This is a genomic window from Echinicola sediminis (genome assembly GCF_054777495.1).
In genome coordinates this window covers 1-12,973 of record NZ_BAAHAP010000124.1, presented here as the reverse complement: position 1 = coordinate 12,973, position 12,973 = coordinate 1, and the positions used below count along the sequence as shown (strand labels likewise).

The 12,973-nt window shown below is 43.9% G+C and carries 12 protein-coding genes; 3 read left to right on the top strand and 9 right to left on the bottom strand.

The genetic code is table 11. The annotated features are described in order from the left end of the window. Nucleotides 1–342: 342 nt before the first annotated feature. Nucleotides 343–1,542, top strand: a complete 1,200-nt coding sequence (gene lhgO, locus ACYVAA_RS20455) for an L-2-hydroxyglutarate oxidase (RefSeq protein ID WP_460545382.1) — start codon at nucleotides 343–345, stop codon at nucleotides 1,540–1,542. A gap of 324 nt (nucleotides 1,543–1,866) precedes the next feature. Here the strand turns inward: lhgO and ACYVAA_RS20450 are convergent, their stop codons facing one another. From ACYVAA_RS20450 to ACYVAA_RS20420, 7 genes are all read right to left on the bottom strand, one after another. Further along, nucleotides 1,867–3,375: an FMN-binding glutamate synthase family protein gene (locus ACYVAA_RS20450; RefSeq protein ID WP_460545380.1), complete on the bottom strand. Its 1,509-nt coding sequence runs from the start codon at nucleotides 3,373–3,375 to the stop codon at nucleotides 1,867–1,869. Between the two features lie 111 nt (nucleotides 3,376–3,486). Continuing rightward, nucleotides 3,487–4,446: a YheT family hydrolase gene (locus ACYVAA_RS20445; protein ID WP_460545379.1), complete on the bottom strand. Its 960-nt coding sequence runs from the start codon at nucleotides 4,444–4,446 to the stop codon at nucleotides 3,487–3,489. 313 nt (nucleotides 4,447–4,759) lie between these two features. Continuing rightward, a complete protein-coding gene (locus ACYVAA_RS20440; protein WP_460545377.1) occupies nucleotides 4,760–5,125 on the bottom strand; it encodes a hypothetical protein in 366 nt (121 codons plus the stop codon). Nucleotides 5,126–5,128: 3 nt separating this feature from the next. Next, complete coding sequence (locus tag ACYVAA_RS20435) at nucleotides 5,129–6,337, bottom strand: BaiN/RdsA family NAD(P)/FAD-dependent oxidoreductase (protein WP_460545375.1); 1,209 nt, start codon at nucleotides 6,335–6,337, stop codon at nucleotides 5,129–5,131. A gap of 105 nt (nucleotides 6,338–6,442) precedes the next feature. Next, complete coding sequence (locus tag ACYVAA_RS20430; RefSeq protein ID WP_460545373.1) at nucleotides 6,443–7,984, bottom strand: P-loop NTPase family protein; 1,542 nt, start codon at nucleotides 7,982–7,984, stop codon at nucleotides 6,443–6,445. Between the two features lie 89 nt (nucleotides 7,985–8,073). Next, nucleotides 8,074–8,481 (bottom strand): DUF4332 domain-containing protein, encoded by a 408-nt coding sequence (locus ACYVAA_RS20425; RefSeq protein WP_460545371.1) that lies wholly within the window; start codon nucleotides 8,479–8,481, stop codon nucleotides 8,074–8,076. 27 nt (nucleotides 8,482–8,508) lie between these two features. After that, entirely contained in the window at nucleotides 8,509–8,958 is a 450-nt protein-coding gene (locus ACYVAA_RS20420; protein ID WP_460545369.1) for a hypothetical protein, read from the bottom strand. A 215-nt stretch (nucleotides 8,959–9,173) separates the two neighbouring features. Here ACYVAA_RS20420 and ACYVAA_RS20415 point away from each other — a divergent pair, with 215 nt between their 5' ends. After that, complete coding sequence (locus ACYVAA_RS20415) at nucleotides 9,174–9,881, top strand: molecular chaperone DnaJ (RefSeq protein ID WP_460545367.1); 708 nt, start codon at nucleotides 9,174–9,176, stop codon at nucleotides 9,879–9,881. A 36-nt stretch (nucleotides 9,882–9,917) separates the two neighbouring features. On the opposite strand, the gene ACYVAA_RS20410 is transcribed toward ACYVAA_RS20415, so the two are convergent. Together ACYVAA_RS20410 and ACYVAA_RS20405 are read right to left on the bottom strand one after the other, a co-directional pair. After that, the gene (locus tag ACYVAA_RS20410; protein WP_460545365.1) at nucleotides 9,918–10,520 is read right to left on the bottom strand and encodes a tetratricopeptide repeat protein; all 603 of its coding nucleotides are present in this window, start codon (nucleotides 10,518–10,520) and stop codon (nucleotides 9,918–9,920) included. A 15-nt stretch (nucleotides 10,521–10,535) separates the two neighbouring features. Beyond that, nucleotides 10,536–11,351, bottom strand: coding sequence for a 2,3,4,5-tetrahydropyridine-2,6-dicarboxylate N-succinyltransferase (locus tag ACYVAA_RS20405; protein WP_460545363.1), 816 nt, complete (start codon nucleotides 11,349–11,351; stop codon nucleotides 10,536–10,538). Nucleotides 11,352–11,397: 46 nt separating this feature from the next. Here ACYVAA_RS20405 and ACYVAA_RS20400 point away from each other — a divergent pair, with 46 nt between their 5' ends. Then, nucleotides 11,398–12,522: a glycosyltransferase family protein gene (locus ACYVAA_RS20400; protein ID WP_460545361.1), complete on the top strand. Its 1,125-nt coding sequence runs from the start codon at nucleotides 11,398–11,400 to the stop codon at nucleotides 12,520–12,522. Nucleotides 12,523–12,973 lie beyond the last annotated feature (451 nt).

Genomic DNA, 12,973 nt, shown 5'->3' with positions numbered 1-12,973 from the left:
AATATAGATCATATTTTGATTGCGCCGTAGCGTTCAGCAATGTTACAAAAGTGACCATTGCACCCATTAAAAATACATTGAGTTTCATATTAAAATAGTTTGAATTTAGACAAAAGTAGTAAAAATTATAAATATTTAAATCCATAAAACTACAAGTACAAAAAAATATTTACTAACTATTGATTTTCAAATATTTCTATCATTATCAGAATTAAACTTGCAAGAGATAAGCCAGGAATTGTCCTGTCATGTTTTATCAATCTGGCATTGTAATGTATATTTGTATTCGTTAAAGTAAGGACACTATTTTTACAAGAACTTACCACTGACAAGACAATCTATATGACATACGATATTGCCATTGTGGGTGGAGGCATAGTAGGCCTAGCCACAGGACTGAAGATAAAGCAACAACAACCGGAACTTAAGGTAGTTATACTAGAAAAAGAAGGCGAACTGGCCAAGCATCAAACCGGAAACAATTCCGGGGTCATCCACTCGGGATTATATTACAAACCGGGATCGCTGAAAGCAACCAATTGTATCAATGGATACCACGAGTTGGTGCGCTTTTGCCAGGAAGAGGACATCCCCTTTGAAATCACTGGGAAGGTAGTGGTCGCCACTAAGGAAGACCAGGTTCCCCTGCTCCAAAACCTGCTGAAAAGAGGACTGCAAAACGGACTTGAAGGCACAAGGCAAATCACCCTGGATGAGCTTAAAGACTATGAACCCTACTGCTACGGGGTGGCTGCACTGCACGTTCCCCAGACCGGAATAGTGGATTATAAAAAGGTGGCTTTGGCCTACGGACAAAAATTTCAACGCTTGGGAGGAGAAATATTACTCAACCACAAAGCACTGAAAATCAACCATAAAAATAGCCTTGTTGAGATCATCACTTCAAACAACACCATTGTCAGTAAACTGCTTATCAACTGTGCCGGCCTGTATTCCGACAAGGTAGCGGAAATGAACAATGAATTGGACTTAGATGTAAAAATCATTCCTTTCAGGGGAGAATATTATAAACTAAAAAAAGAAAGGGAATACCTGGTCAAAAACCTGATCTATCCGGTTCCCGATCCCAATTTTCCTTTTCTGGGCGTTCACTTTACCCGCATGATGAAAGGTGGTGTGGAAGCAGGCCCAAATGCGGTGATGGCTTTTAAGCGGGAAGGATATAAAAGAAGTGACTTTAACCTAAAAGAATTCAAAGAGGCCGTTACCTGGCCGGGACTACAAAAAGTTGCTGCCAAATACTGGAAAACGGGATTGGGAGAATATTACCGTTCCTTTTCCAAAGCAGCCTTTACCCAGGCATTGCAGGAATTGATCCCTGACATCAAGGAAGACGATTTGGTGGATGGCGGTGCAGGCGTCAGGGCCCAGGCATGCGACAGGACCGGTGGATTACTGGATGATTTTGCCATAACAGAAAATGCCCACGCCATCAATGTTCTCAACGCCCCTAGTCCAGCAGCAACGAGCTCCCTGTCCATTGGAGGTACGGTTGCCGCTTTGGCCATAAAGAGAATGTAAATTTGAAGGAAGAAAGCTCAATAAAAAAAGCTACAAGGTGCAAATGGAAAAATGTAGAATGTTGGATAGCGAATGACGAATGACGAATGCTCTAAGAAAGTATTAAGTATCCCTCAAAGCTGAATTTTCCGAACCAACTATAAAAAAATCATGCCATGACTTCGTGTCATGGCATGATTCACTTATCAAATTTTTGTGAAATATCCTCGCCTATCTGCGGGAGACTATTTAGGACTTTGTACCCACCATACTTCCATCAATCATTCATCATTCTCTCTTCCATTTATATCTAGCGTCTCAAATCTCGTATCTTCTTTAGGCCCCTTAGTCCACCCTATTCAGCACCGAATCTGGAAAATACTTATTGGTCAAAGCCACCATTTCATCTCCTTTGACAAACATGCTGATATCGATCTCATTGGTATGTTTCACCCCACAGGCACCCAATAACTCCAACACGGCATGCATGGTGTTTCGGTGAAAGTTGTAGGCCCTTTCTGCCTTATCTTCTACCACCAGTCCCTTTACCAGCATCTTATCTTGTGTGGCCACTCCGGTGGGACAATTATTGCTATTGCACCGCAACGCTTGGATGCAGCCTACACTGAACATAAATGCCCGTGCAGAATTACACATATCAGCTCCCAGAGCCCTCATGCGTAAAATCGAAAAGGCGGTCAACACTTTACCCCCGGCAATGATTTTCACCTCTTGCCTTAAACCGAACTTTTCCAATGTCCTGTTGACAAATATCAACGCAGGTTCCAAAGGAATACCTACAGAATCGGAAAACTCCAAAGGGGCTGCCCCTGTACCGCCCTCGGCACCGTCCACGGTGATGAAATCAGGAAATATTTTCTTTTTCTTCATCGCTGCACACAGGTCAATAAACTCCTCTGTCCTACCGATACAAAGCTTAAACCCGATAGGTTTGCCATCACTGAGTTCCCGGAGCTCGGCGATAAAATCGATCAGTCCTTCCGCATTGGAAAATCTTCTGTGGCTGGGTGGCGATATAATGGTCGTATGTGCCTTCACCCCCCTGATTTTGGCGATTTCCGTGGTGTTTTTTTCACCGGGCAACATCCCACCATGGCCAGGCTTGGCTCCTTGGGATATCTTTATTTCGATCATCTTTACCTGTTCATGAGCAGCATTGACCTTGAACTTCTCCGGATCAAAGTCGCCATCTTCTGTCCTGCAGCCAAAGTAGCCGGTTCCAATCTGCCAAACCAAATCGCCTCCTCCTTCCAAATGGTAGGGGGAAATCCCTCCTTCACCGGTATTATGGTAGAAATGGCCTTTTTTTGCTCCTTTGTTCAGGGCCAAAACGGCATTTTTGCTGAGCGAGCCGAAGCTCATGGCCGACACATTCAAAATAGAGGCACTGTAAGGATGTTTGCAAAGTTTGCTTCCCACGATGACCCTTGGAAACTTGGTCACCGGTGGGGTGGCATAGATGGAATGTCTGATGGCCTGATAATTCTCACCGGAAAGATCCAGCTGGGTACCAAAAGGGTGGGTATCGTTCACATTTTTGGCCCTTCTATATACCAGCGCCCTGTGGTTTCTGCTAAATGGTTTTCCATCTGTTGTCCGTTCGATAAAGTACTGCTGGATCTCCGGGGCAATCGACTCAAAGAGATAGCGGAAATAACCGAGCAAAGGAAAATTCCTGAGAATGGTATGTCTTCTTTGAAAACGGTTATAAATTCCCAAAACCGTAAGAGGGACAATGACTATAAAAGCCCATATCCACTGATCGTAATAATAGGAAAGCAGGGAGAAAAGGATAATCAGAATAATGGTGATATTATAATATAAATGTCGCATAATCTTAACTTTTGATACTGTTTAACTACAGGGCTTTCGTTCCCATTAATGAACTAAATTTAACCGCCAAAGTTGGCTCAGAAAGGGATAAATTGCTCTTTTCTTTCCAATTTATTCGGCGAAAAATTGATGGATCCTGTATTCCACCCAAGAAAACTCATGTCCCTTCAGTGCAAATCCCGTATGTCCACCTCTTTCAGGCATTTCCAAAAAAAGCGTTGGATGATGCCCGGCCAATTTCACCGGATAACAAGCCCCCTTTAGCAACGGATCGTTCAGGGCATTCACTATCAGTGTGGGAATGTTTACCTTGTGGAGCCAATTGTCCGGGCTCACCGTCCGATAAAAATCAGGTGCGTCTTTAAATCCATGTAGACGCGCGGTGAAATGCGTATCAAAGGTGTCAAAATCTTTGACCCTTTTCAGTAAATCCATATCTACTATCCCCGGAAACTGTTTATCCTTGGCGGCTATCTTTACTTTCAGTTTGGAAAGAAACTTTTCTTTGTAAAAGATATTTTTAAGAGAATTTAAGGTGGCCGCACTGTCGGGCAGGTTACAGGGGGTACTGTACACCGCTGCCTTTTTTACCTGTTTCGGTATTTCCTCTGCTTCTTCCCCCAGGTACTTTAATGTCTGCGCCCCTCCCATGCTGATTCCAGCCAGGTAAATTTCTTGGTAAGGATAATTGTCTATAACGTAATCAATCACGGTCTTCAAATCGTAGGAAGCTCCGTGATGATATAAAACAGGGTTAAGGTTCATTTCTCCCCCACAGGAACGGTTATTCCAGGCCAAGGCATCAAAATTATACCTGTTGAATAATTTCACCAATCCTTTTACATAATGCCTTTCTGAATTTCCTTCCAACCCGTGGGAAATAATCAAGAGCTTGTCGCTCCCCACATCACTCCAATCCAAATCCAAAAAATCGTTATCCGGTGTAGCAATCCTTTCCCGCTGATAGCTTACCCCCTTTATTTCCCGGAATATACTCGGAAAGATCGTTTCAAAATGACCATTAAAATAGCGTTTCGGTGGACCAGGATAAGTGGAGCGTAGTACAGGCATATTCTCTTACTATTTTCAATTCACCTAAAAATTTAACTCCTGAAATTACAAAAAATATTGCAAAGGCTCTCCGGTATTTGCCACAGTAAACATCATGGCCTGATGGAAATTCTCCGAAAAACATGAATATTCGCAATTGGGCCAGTATGCGAAAGTCTCAAGAAGATGTCCATGAACCCACCACAGAGGACAAGGTTTGAGAGATGGTTTGCTAATTTAGAGCTACTGCTATTTTTGCGGATATACAAATAAAAAAACTAACCTCATTAAAAAGCTGAAACAACGACAAAAAGGGATGAATTGCACGGAAGTCTCAGGAAGACCGCTCAATTTCTGACAACAAATCCTCTACTGTCTTAAGGAACTGCTCTTGGTGTTCGAGCAAATCTGCATGAATGCCCTCGCTTTCCATAAGCTTCTTGCCGGTCTCCAACACATCACTGAGTTTTCTGAGTTCAAAAACTAAAATGGTCGGTTTCACCTTATGTCGGGCCTGGTTTAGCGCCTCTACATTTTTCGATTTGATCCCTGCATTATAGCGCTCTTTTAGCTCCACCACAGAATCAGAAATTGCCTGAAGAAGTTCCTTTTTGAAAAGAGGATCTCCCTCCGCCATTTCATTTACTTTATCAAAATTAATATTAACGCTTTCTAGCATAACAAATGATGAGTGTCTCATAGGTCATTTTTTGGTTGAGGTTCCTGCTAAATACCCAGTGCTCCACGCTGCCTGAAAATTAAAGCCTCCTGTTATTCCATCGATGTCCAGCACCTCTCCAGCAAAGTAAAGGCCAGGAACCAACCGACTTTCCATTGTAGAAGGATTTACGTTATTTACCGCAATCCCCCCCGCTGTAACAAACTCCTCTTTAAAGGTCGTCTTCCCTTCTACTTGTAATATATAACAAAAAATCTGTTGTTCCAAGCTATTAATTTGCTTTTTACCAATATTATTCCACGTTTCATTTAGGGAAATAGTACATTTTCCAAGCAGGTGTTCCCAAAGCCTTTTAGGCAGATCAAATAAGGGATGCCCCCCCACTTTCCTTTTCGGATGATTGGCTTTATACTCCTCCAAGGCCTGTCTTATTTCCTCTGCTTTTAGGCTGCCACACCATCTAATATGGGCATTGACCCGGTAGTCGCTTTCATAAAGCCACTCGGCCCCAAAAGCAGACAGCTTCAATACAGCGGGACCGCTGACTCCCCAATGGGTGATCAATAGCGGTCCCTCATAGGACAATTTGGTCCCTTCCAGTTTGACCTGCGCATGGGGCACAGCAATCCCCGGTAACTTGATAAGGTCTTCTTTGGGGGCATTGAAGGTAAATAGAGAGGGGATCGGTGCTTTGATCTCATGACCGAGTTCCCTGTACATATCAAAACTCTCCACCTTGGGGCTTCCTCCGGCCGTAACAATCACCTTATCTACTTTTACTTTATCTCCTCCAATGGCTAAAAGAAAGCCCTCCGGCTGGGGGGCAATTTTCGCCACGGCTGACTTTAACCTGACCTGAATACCTAACTTTTCAGCCTCCTTTCTCAACGCGTCGATAATGGATTGGGATTGGTCCGAAACAGGAAACATTCTCCCATCAGCTTCGGTCTTTAGCTTCACACCTCTTTTTTCAAACCAGTTCACCGTATCCTGTACCTGAAACTGTTTGAAAACCTTTTTTAGAAATTTGCTGCCCCTAGGATAATTTTTCACCAAATGAGAAGTCTGGTAAGCGGCATGCGTTACATTGCACCTTCCTCCTCCGGACACCTTCACCTTGGCCAATGTCTTGCCTGTTTTTTCAAATATGATCACTTCATTTCCATTGCCCGCAGCATGAATGGCAGCAAAGAAACCGGCAGCACCGCCCCCAATTATCCCAATTCTTGTCATTTTATTTCCAATTCATTTTGAATGTACAAAAATGAAAAAATTGGCCAAAAGTATAAATTATCGCTCCACTATTGTCATTGGAATTTGATCAAATTAAATCAGGACCTACTTCCGTTTGCCGGACAATGTCCCCAGAATGCTCCTTGCCAGCTCCCTGAAGATGGTCCTCCCAATCTGCCTTACCATGGTATTTTTAGAAAGCTCCTCGAAAATACTGTCTTCTTCCTTTTTGTTTCCCTTAGTTTGGGCAGTCCCACGGCCTTGCTCCACAGCGATATCTTTGGCTGTCATTTCTGCCCGTCTGATCTTCTCCTCCAGCATTTCCATGGCACTTTCACGGTCGATATCCTTATTGTATTTTCGGGCAATTTCCGAGCTTTGGGCTATTTCCTGTATTTCCGCATCCGTCAAGATATCCATTCTGGAAATGGGTGCCCTGACCAGCGTCCTTGCCAAAGGCGTCGGCATCCCCTTTTCATTCAATGCCGTGACCAGGGCCTCTCCTATCCCCATCATGGTCAACACCTGCTTGGTATCGTAAAATTCGGAAATGGGGTAATTTTCCGCTGTTTTGGAAATTGATTTCCTGTCTTTGGCCGTAAATGCCCGCAACGCATGCTGAACCTTAAGTCCCAGCTGCCCCAAGACATTTTCCGGAATGTCCGTTGGGCTTTGGGTACAAAAATATACCCCCACCCCTTTGGAACGAATCAGCTTTACTATCGCCTCAATCTTTTCTACCAAATCTTTGGAGGCATTGTCAAAGACCAAGTGGGCCTCATCTATAAACAGGCAAAGCTTGGGCTTGTCCTGATCCCCCTGTTCTGGAAAACTTTCATAAATTTCTGACAAAAGACTCAACATAAAGGTAGAAAACAGCTTTGGCCTGTTTTGAATATCGGTCAAACGGATAATGGAAATAAGCCCCTTCCCATTTTTCACCCTTACAAAATCATCTACATCAAAGGATGTCTCGCCAAAAAATGCTTCAGCCCCCTGCTGCTCCAGTTCAATGATCTTGCGGAGAATGGTATTGACCGAACTTGTGGATACAGTGCCGTACTCCTGCTTAATTTCTTCCTTGCCCTCATTGATAATATACTGTAGGACCTTTTTAAGGTCTTTTAAATCCAATAAGGGTAAATGCTGAAGGTCACAATACCGAAATACCATGGCCATAATGCCCTGCTGGGTATTGTTGAGCTCCAGGATCTGGGACATCAGCACCGGCCCAAACTCCGTCACCGTTGCCTTCATCCGGGTACCTTTTTCCTGACTGATGGTCAAAAGCTCAGTAGGGAGCCCTTGGGGATCATAATCCACCCCGATGACCTCACTCCTCCAGGTAATGTGGTCATTCAACTGACCGGGTTTTGCCAAACCCGACAAATCCCCCTTTAAATCCATCAGCACACTGGGAATCCCTTTGAGAGACAACTGCTCAGCAATCACCTGTAAGGTTTTGGTTTTTCCGGTACCCGTAGCACCGGCAATCAAACCATGTCTGTTGAGGGTTTTTAGCGGAATCTTTACGGTGGCCCCTTTCAAAGGCTCTTCGCCTATTATTCCGGTACCTAAAATAAAGTAATCCTTTTTTGTCTGATATCCTGATTGAATTTCTTCTTGGAATTTGCTTTGCAGGGTCATATATCTAAATGGTATAATTTAAGCAGCAATAATAAAAATACCTTAACCAAAGCAATCTTGGTTAAGGTATCAGCTTTATCGTTAGATGATCAATGCGTCACCATAGGCTCCAGAGACTTGGCCTCCTGGATAAACTTTTCTACCTGGCTCAAGCCCGGCACCGCCCTGGTCAATTTCTTTTTCTCATTGGTTTCTGTTAGGGCCTTGTGAAGGTTTTCTGGATTACGGGTACGAAGCTCCTTGACGGTATCCACTCCCGCGGCTTTCAATAATTCCGCAAATTGGCTGGCTACCCCGTTTATCCTGAACAAATCAGCCATGTTTACGAAATCCAGGATTTTACCTTCATCGATTCCTGTGGATTCAGCAATTTCTTTCCTTCCTTTTTTGGAAGCACCTTTTTTCAATAGTGCTTCAACAGTTTTAATACCGGCTTTACCTAATTTTTCTTCGTTTACCGGGCCGATTCCTTCGATACTTGTGATTGGTTTTGACATAAGAATTAAAAGATTAGTGTTAGTGAATTATTTAAATAGATTACCAAGTCCGCCCAACATATCACCTGCTTTACCTTTGAGAATGTCCCCTGCGCTGCCTCCTATGATCTTCATCAGATCTCCTTTTCCTGCATTTCCACCGGTTTTGGCAGCGATCTTATCCAGGATTAGCGGCAATACAAAATTTGTAAGTTGCCTGGCTATGCCCTGGGAAATGCCCAATTTAGAAATATAATCCCCTACCAGGTTATTGGCCATATTTTGAAAGGTATTGCTTCCTGAAGCATTGCTCCCCTTATTCACCAAGGCCAGCAAGCCATCCAAATTACCTGCTGCCACTTCCTTTCCTGCCGTTTCGGTGAGGGACTTTTGTGTGGTATCCAATGCTTTTGAAGCCTGATCTTTGGAAAGCCCAAATTGCCCTACCATTTTGGAAATCATATCAGGCCCTACACTTTTTATTATTGAGTCTATCATAACTAAAAACGTAATTAAGGGTTAAACTGAATTTTCTCACGGCCTGATTTTTTGCTAAAGAACCAGGTGCTGTACTTAAGAATCTCTTTTAAGTTAAAAAAATTAGTTTAAATATTTGCGGATTCCTGAGGACAATTGAATCAAAATTAAGTTCTTTAAGCCATCATTATTAAATCAAGTAGCATTAGATTATGCCTAATAGAAGGTTTACCAGAATGAAAGCTGCCTTAGTTTCCAGAATAAGGCTTTTGTTCAGCACCAGCGTTTTCTCCTTACTCTTACTGTGGAACATGTCTGCAGAAGCCCAGGTCAGGCCACAGTTGGGCCAAACGGACCGGCTGATGAGCCAGGCAAAAACAGCATTGGAGAGTAAGGATTACCAAAAAGCCAATCTTTATTTCAGACAGATCATAGACAGCGGCGTACCTATTCCCCCTGACATGCCTTATTTCTTTGCGGAGACATTATTTGCCCTGCACCAGTACGATAACAGTGCCAATTTCCTGCGGAAGTACCTCCAAATAAACGGCTTTAAGGCGGAGCATTACGAAGAGGCCAAAGGATTGGAAAAGCGACTGGAGGAACCTTTACTGGCCATCAAAAACTGTGACTTTTGTGACCATAAAGGCTATCGGTACCAAACCTGCTTTGTCTGCGAGGGTGAAAAGCACATCGAGCAGGACTGCTCCTATTGCAAGGCCAAAGGAATAGTGGGCTGTAGCCGTTGCCGGGCTTCCGGACTGGTCACCAAAAAGAACATCTTTGATATTACCGAGTACTTTAAATGCAATCGTTGTGAGGGCAAAGGAAGGCTCACATGCCCACAATGCCAGGGTAGTCTAAAAGAGAAAAGTGAGTGCAAAACCTGTGATGGTTTTGGCCAGCTACATTCGGATGAAATTTGTGATCACCATAAAAAATAAAAAAAACCGGGAATTTTCCCGGTTTTTTTTTGATGCTTATTGACAGTATTTTTCGATGGCCTGATCAGCCAATTTGTAGTTTAAGGAGGAAGCAGCTCTGAAATCGGCACAGGCACTTTTCTCTTTGTTGGTCGCGTATTTCAAGACCCCACGATAGTAAAAGGCCTGTCCATATTTCTCGTCCATCTTGATGGCCGTACCGTATTCCTTTAAGGCTTCATCGGTTTGGCCCATTTGGTGCAAAGCCCTCCCCTTCATAAAATAGGCAGTGGCCGGTGCTCCCGGGACTTCCACGGCATATTCCGCATAGAGAAGAGACCTCTCAAAATTGTCCTCCTTTTGATAAAGGTTGGATAGGCTCAGCAGTAACTGGATATTTTTAGGATCCAGCTTGATGCCGGCTTCAAAGTCCTTCTTGGCCTTTTCCAAATCCCCCAACTCCTCATAAGCTCTCCCTCTGCTGTAGAGGGCATCCACGTCCTTTGGTTTGGTCGACAGCCTTTCCGAGTAAGAGGACACCGCTTCTTCATACTTTCCCTGCTCAAACAAGGTGTCTCCTTCGGATCCACCTTGACTGCCACATCCTCCTAAAAGGCCCGCTGCAAGCAGCAGGGCCAAAACTGACTTTCTATACTCCATCAATAATCTATTGTTTTATACGGCAACATTATTTTCCCGCAAGGCCTCGTTCAAGGAAGTCTTACGGTCAGTAGATGCCTTTCGCTCTCCAATGATCAGCGCACATGGAACCTGGAACTCTCCCGCTCCAAATTTCTTGGTAATGGATCCAGGAATCACCACTGATCTGGCAGGTACATATCCCCTGTATTCTTTTGGCTCGTCTCCCGTCACATCAATGATCTTGGAGCTTGCTGTAAGGGTAACCCCGGCACCGATTACGGCTTCTTTGCCTACGCGAACCCCTTCCACGATAATCGCTCTTGAACCAATGAAAGCACCGTCCTCAATGATCACCGGAGCGGCCTGTACCGGTTCCAATACACCGCCGATACCGACACCACCGCTGAGGTGTACGTCTTTACCGATCTGCGCACAGGATCCCACCGTCGCCCAGGTATCCACCATGGTACCGCTGTCTACAAAGGCTCCGATATTTACATACGAAGGCATCATTACCACACCACTTGCAAGAAACGCGCCATAACGGGCCACCGCATGAGGAACTACCCTTACGCCTTGCTTGGCATAGTCGTTTTTAAGGGCCATTTTATCATGGAATTCAAATGGTCCCACCTCGATGGTCCTCATCTTTTGGATAGGGAAATAAAGGATAACGGCCTTTTTCACCCAATCATTTACTTTCCATTCTCCATCTTCCAGCGGCTCAGCGACACGGATCTTTCCCTTGTCCAAATCATCAATTACCGTTTTGATTGAAATCTGAACATCTTTCTCCTTTAACAATTCCCTGTTTTCCCAGGCTTTTTCAATGATAGTCTGTAATTCCATAAATTTATATTAGATTCGCTCTATAGTGTTTCCGTATTTTTAGTTGATGAAAAAAGCCAACATTGTCATTGCTTCCGTATTAAAACCCCTTACCGATTCCAGGGCCTTTGGCAAGTTTGCAATTTCACTTCGTGAAACAAATAAATACCACATTAACATCATAGGATTTTTGGAAAAAAATCCTCCCAAGCAGGATAATATTGAATTTAAGCCAATTTTTGGAAATCAGCGTTTACATCCCAACAGGCTCTTGGCGCCCTTGAAATTTTTATATTGGCTAAAGAAAATTAAGCCCCAACTGGTCATCGTCACCACCTATGAACTGCTTCCTGCAGCGGCTATCATGAAAGCCTTTTTGGGCTTTCAACTTGTCTATGATGTTCAGGAAAATTACAGTAAAAATATCTCCTTCAATAACACCCTGCCTTTTTGGTTGCGCTTTTTGGCTGGCAAATATGTACAGTTTGTGGAAAAAATCACCACCCCGTTTGTTGATCATTTTTTTTTCGCAGAGCAATGTTATCAAGAAGAACTGGCCGGTTTTAGACCCTATACTATAATAGAGAATAAATTTTCAGGTCCTGTCCAGCCCGTGTTGCCTTTTAAAATTTCCCGGAACAACCTGAAGTTCCTTATCACCGGAACCATTACCCCCGTCTATGGAGTAGAGGAAGCCATCCACTGGTTCAAGTTTATCCAACAACACTACCCCTCCAGCAGGTTGAAGTTAAAAGGCCATGTGCCTCTTGCTGACTACCGGTCAAAACTCAAGAAAGTATCCCAAAGTATCCCGGCACTAACGCTGGAAATAAGTGGACGGCCGGTGCCTTATGGGGACATTCAGCAGGCCATCCACCAAGCCGATATCCTGCTCCTCCCTTATCAAAACCTCCCAAGTATATGGCCCAAAATCCCCAGCAAACTCTATGAGGGAATTGCTTTGGGTAAGCCGGTGATCATTCCGAAAAACCCCAAGTGGGAACACATCATTGATCAATACCCCGCGGGGGTGGCCTTGGAATTTGACCAGCCCGAAAAAAGCCTGGAGACTTTTGAAGCACTTTTTACCCGAACCTTTTATACGCGACCTCCGGGCCAAGAAGTTTCTTGGGACAGTGAACAGGAAAAACTGCTGACAGTAGTGGATAAATTGCTTCCTGCTCAGAAGTAAAAGCCCTAAAAACTTAACTTAAGAGATTGGGTTGAGGCTTTCCCATAAGTCAAGACTGAAATCTTTTTACCAAATAATTTATGGATATAGGGTTTCTAATCGCATGCGATTACAGAATTCAATACAGTATCTGGGGTAAAACTCTCCATTGAAATCTCCTGGTTTTGGCGGCAAGTTATTTGCCCTATTGGTAGTTATCCGGCCAAAACATGACCATCATATGCTGCACTTGCCCGGGGCTGACACCCCAGGCTAGTAGTAATTTGCCCCTTTGGGGCGCTCTTTATCTTCACTGCCTAACATGACTACCACAACATACTGTTTGTATAGGATTTCTAATCGCATGCGATTATATAATTCAATACAGTATTCCATCTAACTTATGTCATAATCTCAGTTCAAGTTTCAAAGACGTCATTCCGAGCTTGTCTGGAGCCAAACAGGGCTTGGC